The sequence below is a fragment of the Paucibacter sp. PLA-PC-4 genome (assembly GCF_026241155.1).
Lineage (GTDB): Bacteria > Pseudomonadota > Gammaproteobacteria > Burkholderiales > Burkholderiaceae_C > Roseateles_E.
Genome location: NZ_JAPFGP010000001.1, coordinates 106,022 through 130,596 on the forward strand (window position 1 = coordinate 106,022; position 24,575 = coordinate 130,596).

At 67.9% G+C, this 24,575-nt stretch carries 23 protein-coding genes and 1 pseudogene; 10 read left to right on the forward strand and 14 right to left on the reverse strand.

Features of this window, described 5'->3' with window-relative positions:
* Window positions 1-26: 26 nt before the first annotated feature.
* From OOZ63_RS00545 to OOZ63_RS00560, 4 genes are all read right to left on the reverse strand, one after another.
* Window positions 27-884 carry a hypothetical protein gene (locus OOZ63_RS00545; protein WP_266003355.1) on the reverse strand — a complete coding sequence of 286 codons (858 nt, stop codon included), beginning with the start codon at window positions 882-884 and terminating at the stop codon, window positions 27-29.
* The gene (locus OOZ63_RS00550) at window positions 881-2,047 is read right to left on the reverse strand and encodes an FIST signal transduction protein (RefSeq protein ID WP_266003356.1); all 1,167 of its coding nucleotides are present in this window, start codon (window positions 2,045-2,047) and stop codon (window positions 881-883) included. Before OOZ63_RS00550 ends, OOZ63_RS00545 begins: the two co-directional genes overlap by 4 nt.
* A gap of 5 nt (window positions 2,048-2,052) precedes the next feature.
* Window positions 2,053-2,673, reverse strand: coding sequence for a PhaM family polyhydroxyalkanoate granule multifunctional regulatory protein (locus OOZ63_RS00555; RefSeq protein WP_266003357.1), 621 nt, complete (start codon window positions 2,671-2,673; stop codon window positions 2,053-2,055).
* Window positions 2,674-2,740: 67 nt separating this feature from the next.
* Window positions 2,741-3,229 carry a retropepsin-like aspartic protease family protein gene (locus OOZ63_RS00560; RefSeq protein ID WP_266003358.1) on the reverse strand — a complete coding sequence of 163 codons (489 nt, stop codon included), beginning with the start codon at window positions 3,227-3,229 and terminating at the stop codon, window positions 2,741-2,743.
* Window positions 3,230-3,271: 42 nt separating this feature from the next.
* Between OOZ63_RS00560 and OOZ63_RS00565 the strand changes: the two genes are divergently transcribed.
* From OOZ63_RS00565 to OOZ63_RS00610, 10 genes are all read left to right on the forward strand, one after another.
* Entirely contained in the window at window positions 3,272-3,685 is a 414-nt protein-coding gene (locus OOZ63_RS00565) for a VOC family protein (protein WP_266003359.1), read from the forward strand.
* 30 nt (window positions 3,686-3,715) lie between these two features.
* Window positions 3,716-5,077, forward strand: coding sequence for a chloride channel protein (locus OOZ63_RS00570; RefSeq protein ID WP_266003361.1), 1,362 nt, complete (start codon window positions 3,716-3,718; stop codon window positions 5,075-5,077).
* The gene (locus OOZ63_RS00575) at window positions 5,074-6,660 is read left to right on the forward strand and encodes a sodium:solute symporter family transporter (RefSeq protein ID WP_266003362.1); all 1,587 of its coding nucleotides are present in this window, start codon (window positions 5,074-5,076) and stop codon (window positions 6,658-6,660) included. The genes OOZ63_RS00570 and OOZ63_RS00575 overlap by 4 nt, the downstream gene beginning before the upstream one ends.
* Before the next feature lie 43 nt (window positions 6,661-6,703).
* Entirely contained in the window at window positions 6,704-8,080 is a 1,377-nt protein-coding gene (locus OOZ63_RS00580; protein WP_266003363.1) for a Gfo/Idh/MocA family protein, read from the forward strand.
* 741 nt (window positions 8,081-8,821) lie between these two features.
* Window positions 8,822-9,727 carry a 2-keto-4-pentenoate hydratase gene (locus tag OOZ63_RS00585; protein ID WP_266003364.1) on the forward strand — a complete coding sequence of 302 codons (906 nt, stop codon included), beginning with the start codon at window positions 8,822-8,824 and terminating at the stop codon, window positions 9,725-9,727.
* Complete coding sequence (locus OOZ63_RS00590; protein ID WP_266003365.1) at window positions 9,724-10,662, forward strand: M14 family metallocarboxypeptidase; 939 nt, start codon at window positions 9,724-9,726, stop codon at window positions 10,660-10,662. Before OOZ63_RS00585 ends, OOZ63_RS00590 begins: the two co-directional genes overlap by 4 nt.
* Window positions 10,663-10,709: 47 nt before the next feature.
* Window positions 10,710-11,945 (forward strand): helix-turn-helix domain-containing protein, encoded by a 1,236-nt coding sequence (locus tag OOZ63_RS00595; protein WP_266003366.1) that lies wholly within the window; start codon window positions 10,710-10,712, stop codon window positions 11,943-11,945.
* A 45-nt stretch (window positions 11,946-11,990) separates the two neighbouring features.
* Window positions 11,991-12,656: a PQQ-binding-like beta-propeller repeat protein gene (locus tag OOZ63_RS00600; protein WP_266003367.1), complete on the forward strand. Its 666-nt coding sequence runs from the start codon at window positions 11,991-11,993 to the stop codon at window positions 12,654-12,656.
* A gap of 28 nt (window positions 12,657-12,684) precedes the next feature.
* Complete coding sequence (locus OOZ63_RS00605; RefSeq protein WP_266003368.1) at window positions 12,685-13,476, forward strand: DUF899 domain-containing protein; 792 nt, start codon at window positions 12,685-12,687, stop codon at window positions 13,474-13,476.
* A 27-nt stretch (window positions 13,477-13,503) separates the two neighbouring features.
* Window positions 13,504-14,058: a hypothetical protein gene (locus OOZ63_RS00610; protein ID WP_266003369.1), complete on the forward strand. Its 555-nt coding sequence runs from the start codon at window positions 13,504-13,506 to the stop codon at window positions 14,056-14,058.
* Here OOZ63_RS00610 and OOZ63_RS00615 read toward each other — a convergent pair whose 3' ends face one another.
* The 10 genes and pseudogenes from OOZ63_RS00615 to mdcA form a co-directional block, all read right to left on the reverse strand.
* Window positions 14,059-16,356: an ATP-binding protein gene (locus OOZ63_RS00615; RefSeq protein ID WP_266003370.1), complete on the reverse strand. Its 2,298-nt coding sequence runs from the start codon at window positions 16,354-16,356 to the stop codon at window positions 14,059-14,061.
* 112 nt (window positions 16,357-16,468) lie between these two features.
* Window positions 16,469-16,759: a DUF3567 domain-containing protein gene (locus tag OOZ63_RS00620; protein ID WP_266003371.1), complete on the reverse strand. Its 291-nt coding sequence runs from the start codon at window positions 16,757-16,759 to the stop codon at window positions 16,469-16,471.
* A 193-nt stretch (window positions 16,760-16,952) separates the two neighbouring features.
* A pseudogene (locus OOZ63_RS00625) lies at window positions 16,953-18,292 on the reverse strand (SLC13 family permease).
* A gap of 144 nt (window positions 18,293-18,436) precedes the next feature.
* Complete coding sequence (locus OOZ63_RS00630; protein ID WP_266003372.1) at window positions 18,437-19,345, reverse strand: ACP S-malonyltransferase; 909 nt, start codon at window positions 19,343-19,345, stop codon at window positions 18,437-18,439.
* On the reverse strand, window positions 19,346-20,206 hold the full coding sequence (locus tag OOZ63_RS00635) for a triphosphoribosyl-dephospho-CoA synthase (RefSeq protein WP_266003373.1): 861 nt from the start codon (window positions 20,204-20,206) through the stop codon (window positions 19,346-19,348). It lies immediately after the preceding gene.
* Window positions 20,203-20,886, reverse strand: a complete 684-nt coding sequence (gene mdcG / locus OOZ63_RS00640; protein ID WP_266003374.1) for a malonate decarboxylase holo-[acyl-carrier-protein] synthase — start codon at window positions 20,884-20,886, stop codon at window positions 20,203-20,205. Before mdcG ends, OOZ63_RS00635 begins: the two co-directional genes overlap by 4 nt.
* Before the next feature lie 13 nt (window positions 20,887-20,899).
* On the reverse strand, window positions 20,900-21,601 hold the full coding sequence (locus tag OOZ63_RS00645; protein ID WP_266003375.1) for a biotin-independent malonate decarboxylase subunit gamma: 702 nt from the start codon (window positions 21,599-21,601) through the stop codon (window positions 20,900-20,902).
* 9 nt (window positions 21,602-21,610) lie between these two features.
* On the reverse strand, window positions 21,611-22,504 hold the full coding sequence (locus OOZ63_RS00650; protein WP_266003376.1) for a biotin-independent malonate decarboxylase subunit beta: 894 nt from the start codon (window positions 22,502-22,504) through the stop codon (window positions 21,611-21,613).
* Window positions 22,501-22,824: a malonate decarboxylase acyl carrier protein gene (gene mdcC / locus OOZ63_RS00655; protein WP_137942709.1), complete on the reverse strand. Its 324-nt coding sequence runs from the start codon at window positions 22,822-22,824 to the stop codon at window positions 22,501-22,503. Before mdcC ends, OOZ63_RS00650 begins: the two co-directional genes overlap by 4 nt.
* Before the next feature lie 37 nt (window positions 22,825-22,861).
* Entirely contained in the window at window positions 22,862-24,541 is a 1,680-nt protein-coding gene (mdcA, locus tag OOZ63_RS00660) for a malonate decarboxylase subunit alpha (protein ID WP_266003378.1), read from the reverse strand.
* Window positions 24,542-24,575 lie beyond the last annotated feature (34 nt).

The following is a 24,575-nucleotide window of genomic DNA, read 5'->3' on the forward strand; positions in this document are numbered from 1 at the left end:
GTACTGCTTTGACCGCAGCGCAGGCTTCAGAGGGGCAGCTGGAACCACAGCTCCTTGCGCTGCAGCGGTGTGGCCGCGGGCAGCGCCGGATTGGCCAGCTGCAGCTGGCGGCGCTGGGCCAGTCGGTGCCGCGCGGCCAGCGCGCCGAACTGCTGCTGAAATGCGCGCTCGAAGCTGCCGTCGGCCTGGGCTGCCTCCAGCCCCTGACTCAGATCGGCATGCAGCTGCGGCCGGCGCGGGCTGACGAAGAAATACAGCGCGGTGGGGTAGCGCAGTAGCAGATGCGGCTCGATCGCCAGGCCGCGGTCCGCATAGGCCTGGACTTCGCCATCGATCTCGATGATGGAGCGGGGCAGGTAGTCGACCACACCCTCGGCGAGCTGCGAGAACAGGCTCTGGAAATGACTGTGAGCGCGCACCCGCAGACCGTTGGCGCGCAAAATGGCGGTGTCGGGCCAGTCGTGCAGTTGGCCCGCGACATGGGGCGCCAGGTCTGCCAGGTCCTGCAGTGCGGCGAAGCGCTCGCGATCGCCGGCGCGTACCAGGGCCAGACGCCAGCCGATCAGGCCCCGTTCCAACGGGATGCGGATCGGCAACAAGCGGCGCTCGCGCTCGGCAGTGGTCATGGTCCAGAACAGATCGATGCCGGGCTCGGGCCGGGCCAGTTCAATGAGCGAGCGGCTCTGCACCATGGGCCGCTCGCTCGCCTGCAGCCGGTAGCGGCGCTCGCAGCGCTCAAGCGCCAGCCGCAGCAGGGCCAGCACATAGCCGACCTGCGGTCCTTGCAGGCTCTCGTGCTGCGGATAGAGGATGCGCAGGTCTTCCGCGGCGACCGCCCCGCTCAGCAGGCCCATGCCGGCCAGCAGAGCCTGCCGCCGTTTCATGATCGCATGAACACCGTCAGCACGCCGGTGTAGCCGTAAAGGTTGGCATGAGCGATCTCGCCGCCGGCGAAGAAGCCGACCAGGGGCACGTCGCCCAGGCCGTGCTGCACCCATTGGGCCTCGGCCGAGGGCGCGCCGAAGTGCGGGCCGCCGCGGCCGGCACAGCTGATATAGAGCGCGCCGGCGATAGCCGGGCCGCCATCGGCCGGTGGCTGCTCCTCGCCCTCGGCGCGCAGCTCGGTACAGATGCGCAGAAGATCGCGCCGCGCCGCCTCGGGATTGCGCTCGCAAAAGCTCAGACGCTGCCCGACCTGCAGCTGGTCGCCGATGGCTACGCCGCGCCGCCCCGGGTCTATGCCCACCAGATGGCGCACCAGCACCTCGGCGCCGTAGCCTCGCCCGGCGGACTTTTGCGTCTTGCCGACCGGGCTGATGCCGGCCAGGGTCTTACGAAAGCGCGGCAATGCCTCGCGCAGCTCGCCGGGCTGACTTAGCACAGGCAGGGCCAGGTCTTGCAGCAGGCAGTCCAGCGCCGGCTGACCGTCCAGTTCCAGCAACAGATTGCCGTCGCATGCACTGATGCGGCGCTCCACGCCCAGCGGCTGGCAACCTTGACTGACCCGGGAGAGCACACGCAGGCCGGACCCGAAAGCCACGCCGGAGAGCCCACCGCGCCAGACGCCATCGGCCAGCTGAACGCCGCCATGCCGCCCGAGCGCCAGGCCGCCAAAGGCATAGGCACTGTCGGTCTGTGCGGCCAGCTCGGCGATCAGCTCCTGCAGATCCAGCGTCGCCGGGTCGGCATGCACCTGCAGCAGCTCGGCCGGCCAGCCGGAAAGCGGCCGGGTGCCGGAGAAGACGCGGAACTGATCGGCGGGCAGCTCGGCCAGCATCAGGGCCAGCGCCGGTTCATCGAAGTACTCCACCCCGCTGGCGCAGATGCCCGGCCCCGCTGCGCCGACCCAGGCCACGCCAGGCCAGCGCTGCCGCAGCTCGGCCAGCAAGGCCTCGGCCTGCGGCGCGAAGCCGTCGCAGAAATACAGCCATCCCAGGGTCGGCTGCAGACCGCTGGCCTGGCGCTGGGCTTCGATCTGCGCCGCCGCCAGCGCCAGGGCCAAATGGGCGTCGGGGTGGGTGGCGTGTGCGTGGGCAAAGGGTTTCATCGGGCTCAAGGTTTGCGCGGGCGGGCGGCCGGCTTGGCGGCGGATTTCTTCTTCGCCGCTGGGCGGGCGGCGGCCTTCTTGGCCAGCGCCCCCGGCATCGCGGCGGTCTTGCGCAGGGTCTCGCCGGCGGCCTCGAAGCTCTGCTTGACCAGGGTGCCGGCCAGGTTCTTGGCGGCGTCAGTGGCGCTGTCCTTCATCGCGGTGGTCGCCAGTTGGGTGAACTGCTGGCTCAGCGCCGACCACCATTGCATCGGGTCCACGGCTGCCGCCGCTGCGGCGGGCTTCTCCTCGGCTTGCTGTTCGGGCTCCGGCTCGGCCTGGGCCTTCGGGGCGGCTACCTTCAAGCTGTCGCGCAGTTCGGTCAGTGGCACATTCATCGACTTCAGGGTCGACAAGGTCATGCGCTGCACCTCCAGGGCCTGGATGGTCGCGCCCAGCATGCGGGCGTTCTGCTCTAACCAGAACTGCACAGTGCGCAGTTCCTCAATGCGTTTTTCCAGCTCCTCGGGGTTCAAGGTCGGCGCCACCCACTGGCCCATGCCGGGCAGCGCGGCGCCGGCGTTCTTGACCAGGCCCTGCAGAAAATCGAAACCGGGGACAAACTTGGTGAAGCTGTTGTCGGCCATGGAGTCTCCTGTCGGTGTTGTCCGGCCCATGGTACGCCGCCGCGCGCCCGCTGTGCCTGCTGGTTTATCAGGGCGCCTCGATGCTCAGCACGCCGTCCTGCTGGACAAAGCGCAGCCGCGACAGCATGTCCATGCCCAGCAGCGGCGCGCCCAGATCGGGCAACACGGTGACTGGCAGGCGCTGGGCCGAGACGCCGCCTTGCAGCTCGATGTCGGCACGAGCCCGGTAGCCCTGCACGACGCCGCCGGCAGTGTGCGAGCGCACCTGGCTCTCGGCTGTCAGGCCGGCACGTTCGGCCAGCGCCTGGGGCAGGGCCGTCGAGGTGGCTCCGGTGTCGACCAGAAAGTCCACCGTCACGCCGTTGACCTGGCCGCGCCAGTGGAAGTGGCCGTCCGGCGCGCGCTTGAGCAGGATGCGGCCCTGATGCAGCTCGATACTGCTTTGCTGGCGGCTGTGTTCGAGGCCCTTGACGCCCAGGAAGACCGCCAGCGTCACCAGCAGCCAGATGGTGACCAGCTTGAGGCTGTGCGGTAGGTCCTTGTTGCTATTGCTCATGCCGCTACGATGCCACGATTTTCGGACTCGACGAGGCAAGCGATGCGCAGCATCTTCCATCTGGCTTTTCATGTGCGTGATCTGGACCAGGCGCGCGCCTTTTACGGAGGCGTGCTGGGTTGCCGCGAAGGCCGCAGCACCGCGACCTGGGTGGACTTCGATTTTTTCGGCCACCAGATATCGCTACATCTGGGCGAGCCCTTCGCGACCACGCGCACCGGCCATGTCGGCGAGCATCTGGTGCCAATGCCACATCTGGGGCTGATCCTGACCCTGCCCGACTGGCAGGCGCTGGCCGAGCGGCTGCAGGCGGCCGGCTGCGAGTTCGTGCTCAAGCCCCAGGTCCGCTTTGCTGGCCAGCCGGGCGAGCAATGGACGATGTTCTTCCTCGACCCCTCGGGCAATCCAATCGAGATCAAGGGCTTTGCCTCGCTTGAGGCGGTGTACGCGCACTGAGGTCCCCCAAGGCTGTTAAGGTCGGTGACCATGCGAGATGTGGAACCGGACTTTTGGCGCAATCTGAGGCTGGAGCTGGCAGGCGGCCGGCAGTGGCTGGATCGGGCCGTAGTGCTGGCCTATGCGGTGGCCACGGGTCTGGTGGTCGTAGGGTTCACGCTGCTGGCCGAGGCGGCCAGTCATGGCTTCGAGTCCTTGCGCAGTAGCCACGCCTGGGCCGCACCGGCGATGCTGGTCTGGACACCGGCGCTGACCGTGGCCGTGCTGTGGTGGACGCGCCGTTTCGTGCCGGGGGCGCTGGGCTCAGGCATTCCGCAGGTGGTGCGTGCGCTCGACGACGAACTCGCGCCCGAGCAGCGCAGCCGGCTGGTCTCGCTGCGCCTGTCCCTGCAGAAGATCGGTCTGGTGTCGGGCGGTCTGCTCGCCGGGCTGTCGATCGGCCGTGAGGGACCGACCGTGCAAGTGGGTGCCGGCGTGATGGCCCATGCAAAGCGCTGGCTGTCGCCGCAGGCAGGCATCGACAGCCATGACCTGATGGTGGCCGGCGCGGCTGCCGGCATCGCTGCGGCCTTCAACACGCCCCTGGGCGGGGTGATTTTCGCGCTCGAGCAGCTCTCGCGGCGGCGCAGCAGTTCGCACAGCGCCCTGATGATTACCGCCATCGTGCTGGCCGGTCTGGTGGCGGTGTCGGTGTTCGGCAACCTGACCTACTTCGGCCGCCTGCGCGTGCAGCAGCTGGACTGGTCGCTGCTGTGGCCGGGCCTGCTCGTGGCGTTGGTCTCGGGTCTGGCCGGCGGGCTGTTTTCGCGCCTGATCATCGCGTCGATGCGCGGCCTGCCGGACCGCTTCAGTGCCTGGCGGCGCCTGTTCCCGCTGCGCTTTGCGGCCGGATGCGCCTTCGTGGTGGCCCTGATCGGCTTGGTGGCCGACGGCACGACGGCCGGTGCCGGCTACGCGCCGACCCGCGCCTTGCTGGAGGGCCAGCAGCCCGGCGGCGAGCCGGGGCTCTATACCTTGCTGAAGTTCTGCGCCACCTGGCTGTCGGCCTGGACTGGCGTGCCGGCCGGAGTGTTCGCGCCCTCGCTGACGATAGGCGCCTCACTGGGCAATGATGTGGCTTGGCTGACCGGGGTGCGCGGCGACGCGGCCATCCCGCTGATCGCGTTGGGTATGGTGGGCTTTTTGGCCGCCACCACCCAGGGCCCGATCACCGCCTTCATCATTGTCATGGAGATGGTCTCGGGCCAGGCCATGGTGCTGAGCCTGATGGCCTGCGCACTACTGGCCAGCGGCGTGGCGCGGCTGGTCACGCGGCCCATGTATCTAGAGCTGGCGGTGCTGCTCTTTCCGCCCACTCCGCCGCCGCCTGCGCCGGAGCCGGCCCGCGCATGACGACGCCGGACTGGCTGATTATTGTGGCCTACCTGGCGAGCACCCTGGGCCTGAGCGCCTGGCTGGCGCGCTCGCAGCAGACGGCTGCCGATTACTACGTCGGCGACCGGAGCATGCCCTGGTGGGCGCTGGCGATCTCGACCCTGGCCACACAGTCCTCGGCCAACTCCTTTCTGGGAATTCCGGCCTTCGTAGCCCTGGTGCCCGGCGGCGGGCTGACCTGGCTGCAGTACGAGCTGGCGCTGCCGCTGGCAATGGTCGTCGTGATGCTGGTGCTGGTGCCGGTGTTTCGCGGCTTGGCGCTGATCAGCGTCTATGAATATCTGGAGCGGCGCTTTGACCGGCCGACCCGGCTCGCGCTGAGCGCCGTCTTCCTGCTCTCGCGCGGCTTGGCCACAGGGGTAGCCCTGTATGCGGCGGCCGTGGTCGTGCAGGTCTGTACTGGACTGCCGTTGCCCTGGTGCGTGATGTTGATGGGCGGGCTGACGGTGGTCTACGACACCATGGGCGGCATGCGTGCCGTGGTCTGGACCGATGTCTTGCAGATGGCCGTGCTGCTGGTGGGCATCGTGGTCTGCGGCTGGGTGGCCTGGGGTCAGTTGGACGGCGCCGCGGCCCTGCTGGCCGCTCACGAGCCGGCGCGGCTGGCCGCGATCGAGGCGGCCCATGGCCTGGGCGATGGCGCGAAGGCGCCGTTCTGGGGCTTTGTTGTCGGTGGCCTGGTGCTCTACATCAGCTACTACGGCGTTGACCAGAGCCAGGTGCAGCGCCAACTGGCGGCCCGCGATGTGGCCGGCGCGCAGCGCGTGCTGCTGTTCAACGGCCTGGCTCGCTTCCCGCTGACCCTGCTCTATGCCGGCCTGGGCCTGGCGGTCGGAGCAGTCTACTGGCAGAACGAGGCCTTGCGCTCGGCGGTGCCGCCAGGGCGACTGGACTATCTGATCCCGCGCTATATCGAGCTGTTCCTGCCGGCCGGTCTGCGCGGCCTGTTGGTCGCAGCGATCCTGGCGGCCGCGATGTCCAGCCTCGATTCGGCGCTGAACAGCTTGTCGGCCGCGACCCTGCGCGACTTTGTCGAGCCCCACGTGGCGCCACGCCGCCAGTTGCTGGCCGGCCGGCTCGTGACCGTAGGCTGGGGCGTGCTGATCGTGGCTTTCGGGCTGACGGTAGGCGATCTGGCCAGCAGCGTGGTCGAGGGCATCAACCGGGTCGGTGCGTTGTTTTACGGCCCGCTGTTGGCGGCCTTTGCCTGCGGCATCCTGGATCGACGCACACGTGGCCCGGCCGTGCTGATGGGGGTGGCGGCGGGCTTGTTGCTGAACCTGGCGCTGGCGCAGTGGCTAGGCGCCCAGCTGTTCTGGATGTGGTGGAACCTCAGCGGCCTTCTGGCCGCCGTGGTGGTGACCTGGCTGGCCAGCCGCTGTATGGCGCCGCCGCGCCCCGAGCAGCTGGTGGGCACGACCCTGAGCACGGCCCAGTTGGCGCAGGGCCTGCGTGGTCAGCGCAAGCTCTATCTGTGGTTGCTGTGCTACGGTGCGCTCGCGCTGGGCGTGGCATGCTGGTTGGGCGTGCGCGCGGCCTGAGCGACCAAGTCAGCGAGGCGGCCCGACACAAGGAGTTGTTCATATGTCTCTGCGCCAGTTCATGGCCTCCCGACCTCTGGCCCGCGGCCTCGGTGCGATGCGAAATTCGGTCGTCTATGGCTGGGGCGAGATCGCCCGCACGCTGGGCCTGCATGAAGACCTCTACGCCAACCCGCGCCACAAACCGCTGGCACGGCCGGTCACCGCGGTGTTAATCGGGGCCGGCCATCGCGGCTCGATCTATGCCGACTTTGCGGCCAAGTATCCCCAGGAGATGCGCCTGGTCGGCGTGGCCGACCCGAACTCGCAACGCATGCACAAGCTGCGGCGCTTGCATGAGTTGCCGCTGCAGCACTGTTTCTCCAGCTGGGAACAGGTCTTCGCCCAGCCCAAGATGGCCGACGCCGTGATCATCGCGACGCCCGACCAGCTGCACACCGAGCCCTGCCTGGCGGCGCTGGAGATGGGTTATGACGTACTGCTGGAAAAGCCGATCGCGCCCACCGAGGCCGAGTGCCGGCTGATACTGGCCAAGGCGCAGGAGGTTGGCCGTATCGTCGGCGTCTGCCATGTGCTGCGCTACACGCCTTACTTCCGCGAGCTCAAGGAGCTGCTGGACGCCAAGATGATCGGCGAGCTGATCAGCGTCCAGCATCTGGAGCCTATCGAACATGTGCACATGAGCCACAGCTACGTGCGCGGCAACTGGCGCAGCAGCAAGACTGCGACGCCCATCATCCTGGCCAAGTCCTGCCACGACACCGACATTCTGCAGTGGCTGATCGGCGACTCGGCCGATAACGTCCATTGCTTCGGTAACCTCAAATGGTTCAAGGAATCCAACGCCCCCGCCGGCAGCACCGAGCGCTGCACCGGCGGCTGCGCGGTCGAGCATGAGTGTCCGTACTCGGCGCTGCAGATCTACTACCGCGACCGCAAGAGGCTCTATGTCTTCGATCTGCCCGAGGATAAGTCCAAATGGGACGGCGTCATCATGCAAGGCCTGCTGACCAGCGACTACGGGCGCTGCGTGTACCGCATGGACAATGACCAGCCCGATCACCTGACCGTCAACATCCTTTTCAAACAGGGCGTCACGGCCGCATTTTCGATGGAGGCCTTTGTCTCTTACGAGGGCCGGCGCACCCGCATCATGGGCTCGCTGGGCGACATCAGCGGCGATATGGAGAGCTTCACGCTGACCACCTTCAAGACCGGCAAGCGCACCAGTTGGAGCATGAAGACCGACGCCCATGGCGGCGGCGACCACCCGATGGTGCGCGACTGGGTCCAGGCCGTCGGCCAACAAGACGCGACCCTGTTGAGTTCATCAATCGAAGCCTCGGTCGAGAGCCATCTGATGGCCTTCGCTGCCGAGCGCAGCCGTTTGAACAAGACGATTGAGGACGTGAGGGTTTGAGGCAAGCGTGGCCGCCTCAAGCCTTGGCCTGGTGCTGCGACCACAGCGCTCGATGTGGCGCGAAGGCCTCGCAGGGATCTGCCGTCGCTGTTCTGCCTCGCCGCGGCGGGCGCCTCATGTCCTTAAACCTGCTCCGGCCGCCCGTCTGGGCTTGCCCGTGCGCCGGCAAAGTAATCGGCGCCCGCTGGCAGAACTACACCGCTTTGAGCGGAGCGAGTCCAGATATGGCCCTTGAGCTGGACGGCGCTCGGTTCGTCATAGCAGCCGCGTGAGAGGGCGCGCAGATCTGGCCAGCGTTCAAAGGTCAGCCCGACGGTCGTGCCTCACGAAGGACAGCAATGAACGAAGACCCGCTTCTCGCTGCCCTCCGACAGATGCGCGTACTGCCGAAGCTCGCCTTCATTGCACTGGACGGCGTTGAAAGCAAAGATGGACTCGGCATGAAAAGATGAGCGGGTCACTCGCTGGCAAAAGGTGCAATGAAAAGCCAGCGTGCGCAGCGGCGCCTGATTCGCGGCGAACCTGACTTTGCCGCAAAGGCAGTCACCTTCAAGGATGGGTTGCGTGGGCAGTACTGATGATGGGCGGGGATCGGTCAAAGCGGTGTGCGGAGGAACTACTTGAGTTTGCAGCACTCCCGGTTCAAGACCTGACGTCGACGCTCCGAGCCAGTTGCCCTGAACCCGCAGATACGGCAGCCGCTTCGTAAGCGGCAAGCCCGTGGCGGAGAATGAGGCTCCCATGCACCCCAGCGCCAGTGCGCACGGAGGAAGAATTTTGACCCTCAATCACGAAACTTCGAACAGCTGCAAGCCCGAGGACATCGCGCACGGCTTTATCGCAGCGCGAGCTGCCGGCATCGCGCTTGATCGCTATCCGGGAACACCGCCCGCGGATCTCGAGACGGCCTACCAGGTGCAAGCGGCTGCGATTGCGCGGTGGCCCGACACGATCAAGGGTTGGAAAGTCGCACGCGTGGCGCCCGCGTTTGCGGCGCAGTTTCCCGAGGAGCGGTTGATCGGCCCCGCTTTTGCCCGCAATATTCATCGCCTCGACTCTGGCGAAGTCGCTCAATGCCCCGTGTTCGAGGGCGGCTTTGCCGCCGTCGAGGCGGAGGTCGTGATCGTCGTCGCGGCGGACTCGCCGCCGGGGAAGGTCGATTGGACGGCAGATTCAGTGGGTGCGTTCGTGAAGTCCATGCATATCGGTGTCGAGGTCGCGAGCAGTCCGCTCGCGACTTTGAATGATCTCGGCCCTGGTGCCGTCATCTCGGACTTCGGCAACAACTGGGGTGTCGTCGTCGGTCCGGAGATCGTGAACTGGCGCGAGCTCGAAGCTATCGACGTCGAGACCTTCATTGATGCTCAGCCTGTCGGCCGAGGCAAGGTTGCCATCGAAGCCGGGCCCTTGGGCGCGCTGGCATTTACCTTGAACAAGCGTGCGAAACAGGGCGAGAACCTTCGGGCCGGAGATGTCATTTCGACGGGCATGATCACGGGTGTGCACGACATTCGCATCGGGCAGCAGTCGCGCCACGTCTTTGCCGGCTTCGGCGAGGTGCAAGTGCGGACCGCGCGCGCGGGCGCAGTCGGAGCGCCCTGCGGTGTATCTTCCGCAGCCCCACCCAAGCAGGGACAGCCGTTGTGAGCACACCACCCTCGACCCCGCCCTATCCGATCGGCACGCCGGGCGCGCCCTGGGGCGCAGCCGAGAAGGCCTCTTGGCTGGCCCGCCAGCGGGTGCAGCGCAGCTACGCCACCGAGGTGGTCGAACCGCTGAAAGCCGGCTTGCCGGCGACGGCCGAGCTGTTTCAGTATGGCGCGCTGAACTATGCGCGCCTTGGGCTGGGCAGCTACCCGGTCTTCGCGGTGCGCAGCCGCGACTGGCATGCCGATCGCCCCGTGGTCCTGGTCACCGGCGGGGTCCATGGCTACGAGACCAGCGGCGTGCAGGGCTGCCTGCAGTGGCTGAAGAACGATTTCGGCCGCCATGCCGAGGCCGTCAATCTGCTGGTCTTGCCCTGCATCAGCGCCTGGGGCTACGAGACCATCAATCGCTGGAACCCTGACGCGCTGGATCCGAATAGGCAGTTCAAGCCGGACAGCCCTGCCGCCGAGTCGGCGCTGGCGATGGCCTGCGTCGCGGCCACCAGCCGCCGTGTCGATCTGCACATCGACCTGCACGAGACCACCGACACCGACAACAGCGAGTTCGGCCCGGCCAAGGCCGCGCGCGACGGCAAGGACTTCGACTGGCATGCCATCCCTGATGGCTTCTACCTGGTCGGTGACGTCGAGCGGCCGGTGCCCGAGTTCCAGCGTGCGCTGATCGACGCCGTGCGCCGCGTCACGCACATCGCCGAGGCGGATGATCACGGTTGCATCATCGGTGAGCCGCTGCAGCAACCTGGCGTGATCAACTATGCCAAGCGATCGCTCGGCCTGTGTGGCGGCATGAGCGGCGCGCGTTTCGTCAGCACCACCGAGGTCTACCCGGACAGCCCGCTGGCCAGCGCGGCCCAGTGCAATGAGGCGCAGGCGGTGACGGTCACGGCGGCGATCAACTATCTGCGGCGCGCTTGAGCGGGGAAGTGCTCGCTGGACGCCTCGCAAGCCCATAGGCTGCATCGATGGACTCGCTGATCGCAGCTTCTGCGCGGGCGCTTGCCTGCGGCGACCCGCTCGGCGCGCTCAAGCGCGTGGCTCTTCGCGAGGATCCGCCGGCGCTGGCGCTGCGCGGCATCGCGATGGCTCAGCTCGGTGAGCACCTGCGGGCGCGCGAGCTGCTGGGCCGTGCCGCTCGCGGCTTCGGCAGCCATGAGGAGCTGGCGCGGGCGCGCTGCCTGGTGGCGCAGGCCGAGCTTGCGCTGGCGATGCGCGAGCTCGGTAGCTCGCCGCGTCTGCTGGAGCAGGCCGTACTGACGCTCGAAGCCCATGGGGACCGCGCCAACGCGCTGCATGCGCGCCTGGTCGCGGTGCGCCGGCTGCTGCTGCTGGGGCGACTCGATGCAGCGGACCAGGCCCTCGCGCCACTCGATGCGCGCGGCCTGCCGCCGGCGCTTGCGGCGGTGGCCGCGCTCAGCGAAGCGGAGTCGGCGCTGCGCCGGCTGCGCACCGGCGCAGCTCAGGCCGCACTCGATCGCGCACAGGCGGCGGCCGAGCAGGCCCGGGTGCCGGCGCTACTGGCCGAGGTGACCGAGGCCCGGGCGGCGCTGCACAGGCCCGCGGCCCGGTGTTTGTCGGCGGGTGCCGCGCCGCAGATGCTGCGCCTGGCTGAGGTCGAGGCGCTGCTGAACTCGTCGGTGCTGGTGGTCGATGCCTGTCGCCGCGGTCTGCAGCTGGCCTCGGCCGAAGGCGCCGTGTGGCGGCCGCTGGCGCGCCGGCCGGTACTGTTTGCTCTGGCGCGGGCGCTGGCAGCGGCTTGGCCGGGCGATGTCGGTCGTGAGGCCTTGATCGAGACGGTGTTCCGCAGCCGCTTTCCCGACGACACGCACCGGGCCCGGCTGCGGGTCGAGATCGGCCGGCTGCGCGCGCTGCTCGCGTCGCTGGCCGGTATTGAAACCACAGCGCGCGGCTATGCCCTCAGGACCAGAGATGGCCGCGATCTCGTGCTGCTGGAGCCGCCGATCGCTGGTGATCAGGCCGCGCTGCTGGCCTTGCTGGCCGATGGCGCTGCGTGGTCGACCTCGGCGCTGGCTCTGGCCGTGGACGCCAGCCAGCGCACGGTCCAGCGGGCGCTGGCCGAGCTTCAGGCGCAGGGCCAGGTGCGCAGCATCGGGCGGGCGCGGGCGCAGCGCTGGCTGGCCCCCTCGCTGGCGGGATTCACGACGATCTTGTTACTCCCCGCCGCGCTGCCGATTGCATAGAGTGGCTGCCAGGCGCCGAATCCGAGCGCGCCCTCTGGAGAGCCCATGACCCACAAGACCCAAGAAGCCCGCGTGCAATCCGCCGAGATCGTGCGCGAGTACGGCCCCTTTGCCGGCGCCTCGATGGTGGCCGGCGTCACCCACGACGGCCAGCACGTCTGGGCCGCCACCGGCGCGGCGCTGCTGGCCTTCGACCCCGCCAGCGGCGAGTCCGTGCGCCGCCTGGATTGCCCCTGCGATGCCGGCACCGCCTTCGACGGCACCCACCTCTATCAGATCGCCGAGTCGCGCATCGACAAGATCGACCCCGCCAGCGGCCGGGTGCTGGCCTCGATCCCGGCGCCGGGTCAGGGCAGCGACTCGGGCCTGGCCTGGGCCGAGGGCAGCCTCTGGGTGGGGCAGTACCGCGACCGCAGGATCCATCAGATCAATCCCGAGACCGGTGCGCTGCTGCGCACCATCGAGTCTGACCGCTTCGTCACCGGTGTTAGCTGGGTCGACGGTGAGCTATGGCACGGTGTCTGGGAGGGCGAGGAAAGCGAGATTCGCCGCATCGACCAAGCCAGCGGCACGGTACTGGAACGGCTACAGATGCCGCCAGGCACCGGTGTCAGCGGGCTTGAGTCCGACGGGGCCGAGCTCTTCTACGCCGGCGGCGGCGAGAGCGGCAAGGTGCGCGCGGTGCGCCGCCCGAAGCCCGCCCGGTCCTGAATCTCTTCTTTGTAGCAAGGAGCATCCCATGAGCACTGTGATGGCCGATACCGGCACTCATCCCGTCGTATCTCGTGAGCGCTGGCTGGCCGAGCGCATCAAGCTGCTGGCCCGTGAGAAGGAGCTGACCCGTCTGCAGGACCAGTTGGCCCGCGAACGCCGCGCGCTGCCATGGGTCAGGGTGGACAAGGACTACCGCTTCTACACACCCGACCGGGGCCGGCGCACGCTCGCCGAGCTGTTCCAGGGCCGCCGCCAGTTGCTCGTGCAGCACTTCATGTTCGCCCCCGGCTGGGAGCAGGGCTGCAAGAGCTGCTCCTTCATGGCCGACCATCACGACGGCATGAGTTCGCACTTGGCACAGCGCGATGTCAGCCTGCTGGTCGTCTCGCGCGCGTCGCTGGCCGAGATCGAGCGCTTTCGCCTGCGCATGGGTTGGCGGTTCATGTGGGTGTCGTCACAGGACAGCGATTTCAACCAGGACTTCGGTGTCAGCTTCACGCAGCAGCAGACGGCCGCCGGCGCGGTCCACTACAACTACACACTGCAACCCTTTGCGCACGAGGAGGCGCCCGGCATCAGCCTGTTCTACATGGACGATGTCGGCGATGTCTTCCACACCTACTCGCGCTACGGCCGCGGCGTCGAGGTGATGATGGGCACCTACCAGCTGCTCGACCTGACCCCGCTGGGGCGCGGCGAAGACGGGCTCAGTTACGGCATGGAATGGCTGCGCCACCACGACCGCTACGAGCCAGACCCGCTGGCGCTGCAGCCCCGGCCGGTGGCCGGGGCCTGCTGCGGCGCGGCGCGGGCCTGAGCGCCTGGGCGAATGAGTGGAGGAGCGATGAGCGAACTTTCGCCTTGGCTGGCGGTCGCGGGCGTCGGCGCGCTGCATGGCTTGAGTCCCAGCTCCGGCTGGCCGCTCGCCGCCGCATGGGGTCTTGCACATTCGCGCGAGCACTCGCGGGCGCTGAGGGCCTGGGGTGCGCTGGCGCTCAGGCACCTGCTGTCGATCGCGCTGGTGGCGGCCATGGTGGTGACGGACCTGGCCATCGACCGCCGGCTGCTGCTGGGGCTTGCGGCTGGGCTGCTGATCGTCGTGATGATGCTGCACCTGTGCAGACCTGATGGCGCCCGCCTGCTGCCGGCCGGCTCGCTCGGCCTGGGGCTCGGGTCCTTCATGATGGCTACCGTCCATGGCGCCGGGCTGATGCTGGTGCCCGCGCTGCTCCCGCTGTGTATCGCGGACGCATCGGGCCGGGGAGTCAGCGCAGCGGGCCCCTTGGCCCTAGCGCTCGCGGCCTTGCTCGTTCACACTGCTGCAATGCTGCTCGCCGCCGCTGCGATCAGCCTTGGCGTTTGCCGTGCCCTTCAGGCCCTGGCGGGTCGGCGCGGCTAGCTAGCGAAATCCGATCCCGCGCCGTTGCCTGACCTCCGGCTTGACCCGGTGCTCGCCTTCGAGCTGGGACAGGAACTCGTCTGGCGTGAAGGCCTCGCCGAGGATCTCAACCTGCTGGCGCACCGCGGCGAAGTCACCCGGGGTGAGCTGGTCCAGCACGGCCAGCCTCTCGCGCTGCTCGGCGTCCAGCTCGGCCACGCCGGCCAAACCCGCTTCATGCGCGAACATGGTCTCGCGCTGCTCGGCGCGCAGCGCCTTGAAGCGGATCTTGAAGGCGAAACGGCGCAGCGCCGCCTCGTCGAGCTCCTCGAACAAGTTGGTGGTGCATATGAAGATGCCGGCAAAGCGCTCCATGCCGGCCAGCATCTCGTTGACCTCGCTGACCTCGTAATTGCGCTCGGCCATGCGCCGGCTGCGCAGAAAGCTGTCGGCCTCGTCGAGTAGCAGCACCGCGTCTTCCTGCGTCGCTGCCTCGAACATGCGAGCCATGTTCTGCTCGGTCTCGCCGACGAATTTGCTGGCCAGATCGCTGGCCAGGCGCACCATCAGCGACCGGCCCAAGGCCTGGGCTATGTGCTCGGCCAGTGCGGTCTTGCCGGTGCCGGGCGGACCGTAAAAGCACAGATTGCCGCGGCCGCGCCGCTGCAATGCCTCAAGGATGCGCGAGATCTCGAAGCGAGACTCAACATTCAACAGGTCCAGCGCATAGCGGGTGACCACCTCACGCGGACCGCGCTCATGCGACTGATGGCCCAGTGCCTTGTCGGCGTTCTGAAGCTGGCGCGCGATCAGTCCCTCGGCCTCGTCTGCCGCGCCGGCCAGCTGCGCGAAGCGCACCGCGGTGCGGATCTGGGCCGGGGTCAGGCCGCGCCGCTCGGCCAGCCGGGCTGCGAACTCGGCGCTGACCGCGACATCGGACAGCGCACGCTGCACCAGGCCCAGGCGGGCGCCGGGCGGCGGCGACTTCAATTCGAGGTGGTACTGGAAGCGGCGCCTGAATGCCGGGTCGATCTGCTCGATACGGTTGGTGACCCAGATTACCGGCACCGGATTGGTCTCGAGGATCTGGTTGACCCAGGCCTTGCCCGATACCGAGCCCGAGGCCGGCGCATCGAGTGCGGCATCGAGCCGGGCCATCAGCTGCACGGTGTCGGTGGACAGTGGCGGGAACACGTCCTCGACTTCGTCGAACAATAGCGCCACGTTTTGGCTGGCCTTCAGGAACTGCTGGCTGATCTGCAAGGAGCGGTAGCGGTCGCGGCCGGACAGCGAGTTGCCGTCGCGGTCGGCGTACTCGACCTCGTACAGATCAAGACCGGCGGCCTGGGCCGCGACCTTGGCCAGCTCGGTTTTGCCGGTGCCCGGCGGGCCATAGAGCAACACATTCACGCCGGCCTGCTGGCGCGCAACCGCCTGGCGCAGCAACGTACCCAGTACGCCCAGGTCCTCGGCGACGAACTGGAAGTCGCTCGGCGTCAGCTCGCTCTTGGTGGCCGGGCGGGTAAACACCGCCATCAGATCGCCCGGAGCCGGATATTCGCGCATCAGCACCGGCGGCAGCTGGTCGCTGACTTTCATCAGATCGGCCAGATCGGTGATGTTGTGCTCCGAGATCAGGTTCTCGACCATGCCGATGCGTTCCAGCCGCGAGCCCGCGCGCAAGGCCTCTGCGACCTCCTGTGCATTGACATCGGCCACCGCCGCGATCGCCGCGAACGCTTCTTGCGCGGTGTTGACCTTGAACTCGACCAGGGCGCCGCGCAGCTCGCGCTGGTAGCGGGCCAAGGTGCCGTAGAGCAAGATGGCACGCTCGGCGGGATTGAGCTGCAGCAAATTGCCTAAAGCGGCAATATTCTTCTCGACCAGGGTCGACTCCTGCTTTAACTGCCGATCCAGCAGCTCGCAGGTGGTGGCCAGCAGGGCCAGCATGTCCTTGGGCGCGTCTTTGATGTATTCGTCGAGGTAGAAAAACAGCGTGGCTTCGGCGAAGGGGCCGTTCCAGACGCCGTGGTGCTCAAGAAACATCTCGTCGCTGAGCGCCTCGTGGCCGGTCCATAGCTCATTGCCCTGGCAGCGCCGGGCCAGATAGGCCCGCAGCCGTGTCAGCACTCGCACCGGCCAGACCAGGTGGCGGCCGGTGAAGGACAGCAGGCCGTTGAAATCGCGCCGCAGATTGAAGCGGCCCGCATGCTTGACGGTCAGTGTCAGCACGAAATGCGAACACATGCGATCCAGCACCGGGGCTTTGGCCAGTCCGGGGGAGGGCAACACGCGCGTGTCCGACAGACGCTTGACCATGGGGTACTCCTCACCAACCCACGCCAGTCGGCGTGTTGAGCCCCATCTTGGCGCACAGCCGCGCCGAGAACAAGGCCTGGCGGGCGATTGCCGGGCGCTTGGCAGGAATTAGTTAGTGCATCACGACCGGCTGGTTGCCAAGACTGGCATAGGTCTCAATGAAGTCATCGAGGTCCTCTTCGGACGGGTCCTGCCCCATCAGGGTCTCGACCCCTTGCTGGAACTGTTCGGCCAGCGCGCCCTCGATGAAGATCTCCTTGCGGGCGAACTTGTCGACAATCTCAAAGCCGCCGCGGCTGAGCTGGAACTCGGGCTCGATCTCATCGTTGGCGCGCAGACCGGCCGCGACCGGTACGTCGAACTGCACGACGATGAAGCTGGGGGAGTTGTAAAGCATGTGCATGAAGTACTCCTGTGCCCGTTAGCTGTGGTCAGACTAAGCCCTTTCAAGCGACTTTCATGCCGACCACGAACAAATAGTCTCAGAAAGTCCCGCGTCTCGGGGGATGGGGTCTTCGCACTTTGTGGTGGAAGCGTCACAAGATCACGGATGGGCGACCCGCTCAAACCCCCTGTCTGACACCTCCGGCTCGGCCTCAGAGCACCACGAAGAGCAGCCACACCAGCACCGGCACCAGCACCGTGACGGCGCCGCCATAGAGCAGCAGCGTGCGGAAGAAGCGCTCCCGGTCCACGCCTTTGGCATTCGCCAGCACCAGTGCCCCATTGGTCGAGAAGGGGCTGACATCAACGATGGTCGATGAGACCGCCATCGCCGCGATGAAGCCGATCGCCATGCCGCTGTTGTCGCCCTGCAAAAAGGGCACGCCCAGCGGGATCAGCGAGCCTAGCACCGCGGTCGACGATGCGAACGCCGAAATCACCGCGCCGACAAAGCACAGCAGCAGGGCCGCCACAAGCGGTGATGTCAGCTGGGCCACGCTGTTGCCGACGTAGGAGATCGTGCCCATCTTGTCCATCACGCCGATATAGGTGCTAACGCCGACGATCAGCATGATCTCGGGCCAGGATACTTGGCCGAGCGCGCTCTTGTGCAGCCGCGGCTGCAGAAGACTCAGCGCCAAGCCGATGCTGATCGACACAAAGCCGATGTCGAGCTTGTAGACCAGGGTCAGCACGGCCAGCGATAACAATCCTAGCGCGGTGATGATTTGATGGACATTGGTGCTTTGGAAGGTCTGGGTGTTGACCTGGCCGAGCACCGAGGAGCGGCTGTTCGCGACCCGGCGCCCCTCGCCGAAGGATTCGGCCTCGGCGCCGCCGAAGACCTGGGGGCCGCCCTGAGCACGCGCCACCTGGGGGATCGGCGGCGCATCAGCTTCATGCCGCCCAGCATCACGAACAGGCCCAGCGCGACGACGAAGTTGACGCCGAAGCTGGCCAGCATCGTCGTCAGCTCGCTCAGCGGCAGGCCGGAGCGGGCGACGATCTTGTTGGTGATGCCGCCGTAGATGCTGATCGGCGAGAAGCCGCCCGCCTGCGCGCCATGGATCACCATCAAGCCCATCATCAGCGGGTTGATGCCGTGCTTGGCTGCGAAGCCCAGCGCAATCGGAGCGATGATGGCCACTGCCGCAGGGCTGACGGCGTCCACCGAGGTGAGCACTGCCGCGATGAAGAACATGATCCACGGAATCCCTTCGATCCTGCCGCGCACCGCGCGCACCGCTATCTTGACCAGCCAATCAATGGTGCCGTTGTTCTGCGCGATCGCGAACAGATAGGTGATGCCGGCCAGCGTCAGGAAGAGGTCGGCGGGGAATCCGGCGATCATGGCCTTGGCGTTCATGCCCGCCACGAAAGTGCCGACGAGAAATGCGCCGACAAAGGCCAGCACCCCCATATTGATTGGCCGCACGGTGGCGATGACGAACATGGCCGCGAGCGGAAGAATCGACATCCAGTGGATGTTCATGGCTTGTCTTCTGTGGCAGCAGCTTGGCCGCTTTGGTATCGCCCGGTATCGGGGGTGCCCGGCCGCTTCAATCAAGCCGGGTGACGGACCGTTACGGCTTCAGGAGATGTTGGGAGCAAACCCGCAGACGCGCGCGCGTCGTGTTCAGGCGCTGCAGCACTGCGCGACCCAACGGCTCAGTCCCTGCCTGGACCTGAACTCGTCGGCGGATCGGGCCGGGATGTCCGGATGCCGTTGGTTCCACAGCGCGGCCAAGGCCTGGCCGCCGCCGATTTCCAGCACGCAGCGCGGTGCGCGCATCGCCAACTGGTCCATGCATTCGTCCCAATGCACCGTGCTGGCGATCTGTCGGGCCAGCGCGTCGCGTGCCGCATCGGTGCGCCAGATCCGCTGCGCCGTGTTGCTGAACAGAGGCCAGTGCGGCGCCTCAAACCGCACGAGGCGCAGTCGCCCGGCGAAGCCGTCTGCGGCCGGCTGCATCGCCGCGGTGTGCGAGGCCACATCGACCGCCAGACGGGTGCAGCGGGCGCCGTGGCGGCCGGCCAGCGGCTCGAAATCATCGAGTGCGCGCTGCGGTCCACCCAGCACCACGCGGTCCTCGCCATTCGAGATCGCGATGGTCAGCGGTGTATCACGTAGCAGCGACAAAAGGGCTTCGCGGCCTAGGCCGCTCACGCCCATCAGTCCGCCGGGTGTCGCTCGGCTAGCGTCATTCATCAGCTCGGCCCGCTGGGCCGACAGCGCTAGGGCATCTTCGGGCGCCAGCACGCCGGCGGCGCCGAAGGCCGCCAGCTCGCCGACGCTGTAGCCGGCAACGCCTAGCGGCTCGGGCAGCTCGTCGGCCAGCTGCCTCCAGGCGGCCAGCGCCGTCGCGGTGATCAGCAGCTGTGCGTTGCGGTTGCGGCACGCCCAGGCTGGGTCGGCCATCGCTGCGCGCCAGTCAGTGATGCCCAGGCGCTCGCACAGCGCCTGGGTCAGTGCGTCAGGCACTAGCCAAGGCAGCATGCCGGCATGCTGGTGCCCCTGGCCGCTGAAGATCAGGGCCAAGCTCATTCAGGCCGCGCCCAGGCGCATCATCCAGCAGCTGCTTGCCAGCATATCCGCCGCGCCGCCGGGCGAAAGCCGCCGCGCGACGAAGGCCTTGCCGATCCGTAGAGCGCGTGCCAGCCCGTCAGGCACCGCGGCGCCGCCCTGAGCGATAAAGCCGCGCGCCGCGCGCTGCGCGAACGCGAGCCCCTCGGCGCCGCCACGGTGTGCCAGATTACTGTCGTCCAGGACCGCGATGATGTGAAACAGGGTATCGAGCTGTGCCAGCGATGGCCTCAGGCCGCGTGCCAGCGCCGCGTGCAGGGTCGGTAGCGCCACCTCGAAGACCACCGGGAAACCCGCCGCCGCCTCCTCCGAGGCACTGCGCAGACCGAGCCGGCGCGCCGCGATGCCGCCGGGCAGGGCCGAAGGCCGCGCTGCGCGCGCACGCAGTGCGGCACCCCACTGTTCGATCAGCGTGGCGCGAACCCTCGCGGCCGTGATAGGCACGCCGGCACGCGAGGCGGCTCCGGCCGCCGCGCACAGCAAGCCGAGCTGGAAGACCGCACCGCGATGGGTGTTGATGCCTCCGGTCGCCGCCAGCATCTGCGCTTCGGCTTTGATTCCGCAGCGCTCCAGCGCAGTAAAAGGCGCGAGTTCGCTACCCAGATGTGCGATCTCGACGAAGTAGCCGCGCAGCGCCAGCAGGCTGCGCATAAAGGTCCGGGCGTCCATATCGCTGTGGCTGCCCGTGTTGCTCAGCGTGACCAGGCCCGGCTTGGGCGACAGCACGAGTTCATCCCGAAGCGCCAGCGTTGCGGACCGGCCGATCTGCGCGGGCGAGAGCAGCGGCTGTTCGTCGAAGGAGGGGTACGCCAACGGGCTCATAACGCAGCCTCCGACATCTGCAGCCCCAGCAGCTTGTCGAGCGTTCGCAGCAGCCGGCTGCCGTCCATGGTCTTCACGAGGACGGCGCTGCAGCGCCCGGACCGCCAGGCCGCCCACTCGCGCCAGGAGACCGCGCTGTCGCCGTTGAACAGCAGCTCGCCGTCCAGGCGCAGGCCCTCGGCCTCGAAGTCGTGCAATAGCGTAGCGATCTGGTCGGCCTGCTGCGGCTCGGCCGCCGACAGCCACAGGTCGAGGTCGGAGCTGCCGTGCAGGTGACCGGCGCCGCTCAGAAACTGCCAGCCGTAGCTGCCGTAGACACGCGGGGTCGCCCCCGCCGTGCGCAGCGCGGCGCACAGGCGCTCCCAGGCGGCGCGTGCGCGGGTCGGCAGCAGGGGCGCGATCTGCGGGCCGGTCGGGAACTCGTCGAAGCACAGCACCTCGGCGCGCGGCACCTGCAGGCAGATCCGGCGCCGCTCCCAGCGCAGCGGTGCCGACAGGCCCATTGCGATCACCGTCGCGTCGGAGCCGCTGCCGCAGCGCTGCTGCGTGATCACCAGCGGCAGGCCGGCGTCGGCCCAATGGGCGAGGCAGGCCTGTTCCAATTCGTCGCGGGCCTGGCCGCGCACGGCGTCCCATCCGCCCGGCGTCAGGCGTGCAAGCTGGTGTCGATGCAAGCGCATCGGCGTCTCCCGCTCAGGCCGCGTCCAGCACGCGCTGGATCACCGAGGCCGCCATCTGCCGTCCGCCGAGCGCGGCGCCGACTGTGGCCCGATTGTCCTCGGTGGGCGCGTCTCGCAACGCCTGGCGCAGCGCCTCGGCGAGATCGCCCGTCCAGAGCCGGCGCACGCCGCCCATCGCGACATAGTTTTCGACGCCCGGCGCGAACACCGGGTTGGCGACCGACAACCGCTCCAGCAGCGCCTGCGGCAGCTTCGTGACGCGCGCCATCGCCGGGATGCGCATCACGCGGATCTCGGCCTGGGGCAGCGCATCGCATGCATCTGCGATGAGGCCCGAGGTGATGAAGCCGCCTGATAGTGCCTGATCGTAGACCAAGCCCAGGACGCGGTGGCCGTGGCGGCGCGCGAAGTCGATGGTTGTACCCAGATGAGCCATCGCCCGGTTGATGCCCAGCAGCTCATCGCGTCTGCGCAGCTGCTGGCCCTGTGTGTCGATCAGCAGCAGGATGCTGCGGCCGGGGTGGCGGGTAACGGTGTCGAGGATCACGCGCGCCTGCGCCAGGGCCAGGCGTATGCCGATCGGGGCGTGGGCCGTTGTGCCGGTGATGGTGATCGCTGTACCGTCGAAGTTCACCGTGCCGTGCAGGAAGTCGCCCTCCCGTTCGATGCCGTGATCGGTGCCGAACAGCTGGCCGGCCAAGAGTTGCCAATCCATTGTGATTCCTTAGAGGGGAAGGGTGCGCAGGTCGCGCACGGCGGCCACCTCGAGATCGGGCACGCGGGCGGCCGCGCCGACACCCAGGCGCGTCCAAAGTATGGTGGCTTCGTCCCCGTCACAGGCCGTGTCTTCGAGCAGGGCCAGCCGGGCGGTCAGGAGCGCATGTTCGGCCTCCAGGCTGGCCAGGCTCACTGGACTCGGGGCATCGAGGGCGACGATGGAAGCGGCGCGGAACTCGGCGACATCGTCATCGACCAGCGCGTCGCAATCGCCGCTCAGCCAGCGGTGCTTGCCGCCAGTGGTGCGCCAGACCAGCGCGCGGTCGCGGGCATCGAACTCCTCGACCCCGTGCGAAGCCTCGATCACCTCGGGCCCCGACATTGCGAGCCGGCCCATATCGCTCATCACAACGCGGTCGGCGCAGCGTGCGACGATGCCCATGCCGCCGAAGCAGCCGTTGGCGCCGCCGATCAACATGATGACGGGGATGCCAGCCGCCCGGACATCAAGCACCGCGCGCATGACCTCCGACACCGCGATCAGGCCGGCATTAGCCTCATGTAGGCGCACGCCGCCGGACTCGGCCAGCAACAGCACCGCGTCCGGTCGGTCCCGCAGTGCGCGCTGCAGCAGGCCAACCAGCTTGGCGCCATGCACCTCGCCGACGCCGCCGCCTAAGAAGGCGCCTTCCTGGGCTGCGACGAAGACCGGCCGCCCGGCCAACTGTGCCCGGCCGATGGCCACGCCATCGTCGAAAGCCGAGGGTACCCCCAGCTGCGCCAGGTGCGGGCTGCTGAGCCGCTCGGTCGGCGGCAGCCATTCATGGAAGCTGCCCGCGTCGACCAGCTTGGCCAGGCGCTCGCGCGCCGAGCACTCGGCATAGGAGAGCGTCTGACTCATGGCAACAGTTCCTGCACGGCCTGGTCGAGCCGCAGGCCGACCACGGCGGGCGTCGCGCCCATATCGTTGATCGAGACCCGCAGGCCGGCGAGCTGATGGCGGCGTTGGAAGTCGTCCAGCACCGCCGCCCAGATCGTGCCGAAGCCGCGCGCCGAGGTCTGCACCTGGATCACGCAATCCGGCCCTGCGACCGGTTCCAGCATCACCTCGAGATTGCCGGAGCCGACCACGCCGACCAGCACCGAGGCGAAGGCCGGCACGCTGCGGCTGCCGGTGAACCGGAAGTCCAGGGTTTCCAGACCGGGTGGGATGGGGCTCATCGCTGTCTCTCCTGAATTGCTTTGCCGTGGTGCCCGGTCACCAGTTGCGGAAACGCTTGGGCGGGCTGTAGAGTCCGCCCGAGGCTTTGACGATCTCGCGCATGCTGCGGGCGGCCAGCAGATTGCGGGTGGCCTGACGCGTGTCAATGCCGAGGTCTTGCGGGCGGCGGATCACGCCGCGATCGCGCAGGTTCTCGACGGCGCGCTGGTCGCGCCCCAGGCCGACCGCGGTGTAGCCGGCGACGCCGCGTATCGCCTGTTCGCGCTCCTCGTCATTGCGGCACAGCAGCAGGTTGGCGATGCCCTCTTCGGTCAGGACATGGCTCACATCCACGCCGTAGATCATGATGGGCGGCAGCGCCATGCCGGCCTGCTCCTGCAATTCCCAGGCGTCGAGCCGCTCGACGAAGGCGGGTTGCATATGCTCGCGGAAGGTCTCGACCATCTGCACCACCAGCTTCTGACCGCGCGGCGTGGCGGCTGCGCCGCTCAGGTGGCCGCGCGCCTCGCGCCCGGCCTTCAGCCAGGCCGGGCTCGCGTGGCGCCGGCCGCGGGCATCGGCGCCCATATTGGGCGCACCTCCGAAGCCGGCGATCCTGCCCAGCGTGGCGGTCGAGCTATTGCCCTGCAGATCGATCTGCAACGTGGAGCCGATGAAGAGGTCGCAGGCGTAGTGGCCGGCGGCCTGGCAGAAGGCGCGGTTGCTGCGCAGGCTGCCGTCGGCGCCGGTGAAGAAGACATCGGAGCGGGCGCGGATGTAGTTCTCCATGCCCAGCTCGGAGCCGAAGGAGTGGATCGACTCGACCCAGCCGGCCTCGATGGCAGGGATCAGCGCCGGGTGCGGGTTGAGCGCCCAGTGCTTGCAGATCTTGCCCTTGAGCCCCAGCGATTCGCCATAGGTCGGCAGCAGCAGCTCGATGGCCGCGGTGTCGAAGCCGATGCCGTGATTGAGCCGCTGCACGCCGTACTCGGCATAGATGCCCTTGATCGCCATCATGGCCATAAGGACCTGGATCTCGCTGATCTGGGCCGGGTCGCGGGTGAACAGCGGCTCGATGAAATTGGGTGTCGGGGCCAGCACGACGAAATCCACCCAGTCGGCAGGCACGTCGACCCGCGGCAGCGGCCGGCCAGCAGGCATGATCTCATTGACCTGGGCGATCACGATGCCACCAGAGAAGGCCGTAGCCTCGACGATGGCCGGGGTGTCCTCGGTATTGGGACCGGTGTAGAGATTGCCCTGGGCATCGGCGGCGTGCGCCGCGATCAGCGAGACCTTGGGGGTCAGGTCGATGAAGTAGCGCGCGAACAGCTCCAGATAGGTGTGGATCGCACCGATGTTGATGCGCCCGGCGCTGACCAGCTTGGCCAGGCGTGCGCCCTGCGGTCCGGAGAAGCTGAAATCCAGGGTGCTGGCGATGCCGTTCTCGAAGATGTCCAGATGCTCGGGCAGGGCCAGCACCGACTGCACCATGTGCAGATCGTGTACCCGCTGCGGGTCCAGTTGGACCAGGGCCTTGGCCAAGAAGTCGGCCTGCTTCTGGTTGTTGCCCTCCAGGCAGACGCGGTCGCCCGGTTCGAGCACCGCCTCCAGCAGCCTGCCGATGGCCGCGCTCGCCACCCGCTTGCCCGTCAGCTCGGTTCCCAGGTCTGCGCCAGCGCGCGCGAGGCGGGCGCTGCGGTTGCGTGCTTTCGTGTCTCGGTTGATGCGGTCCATGGAGCTGGACGGTACGGGCTGCGCTGCCGGCGGT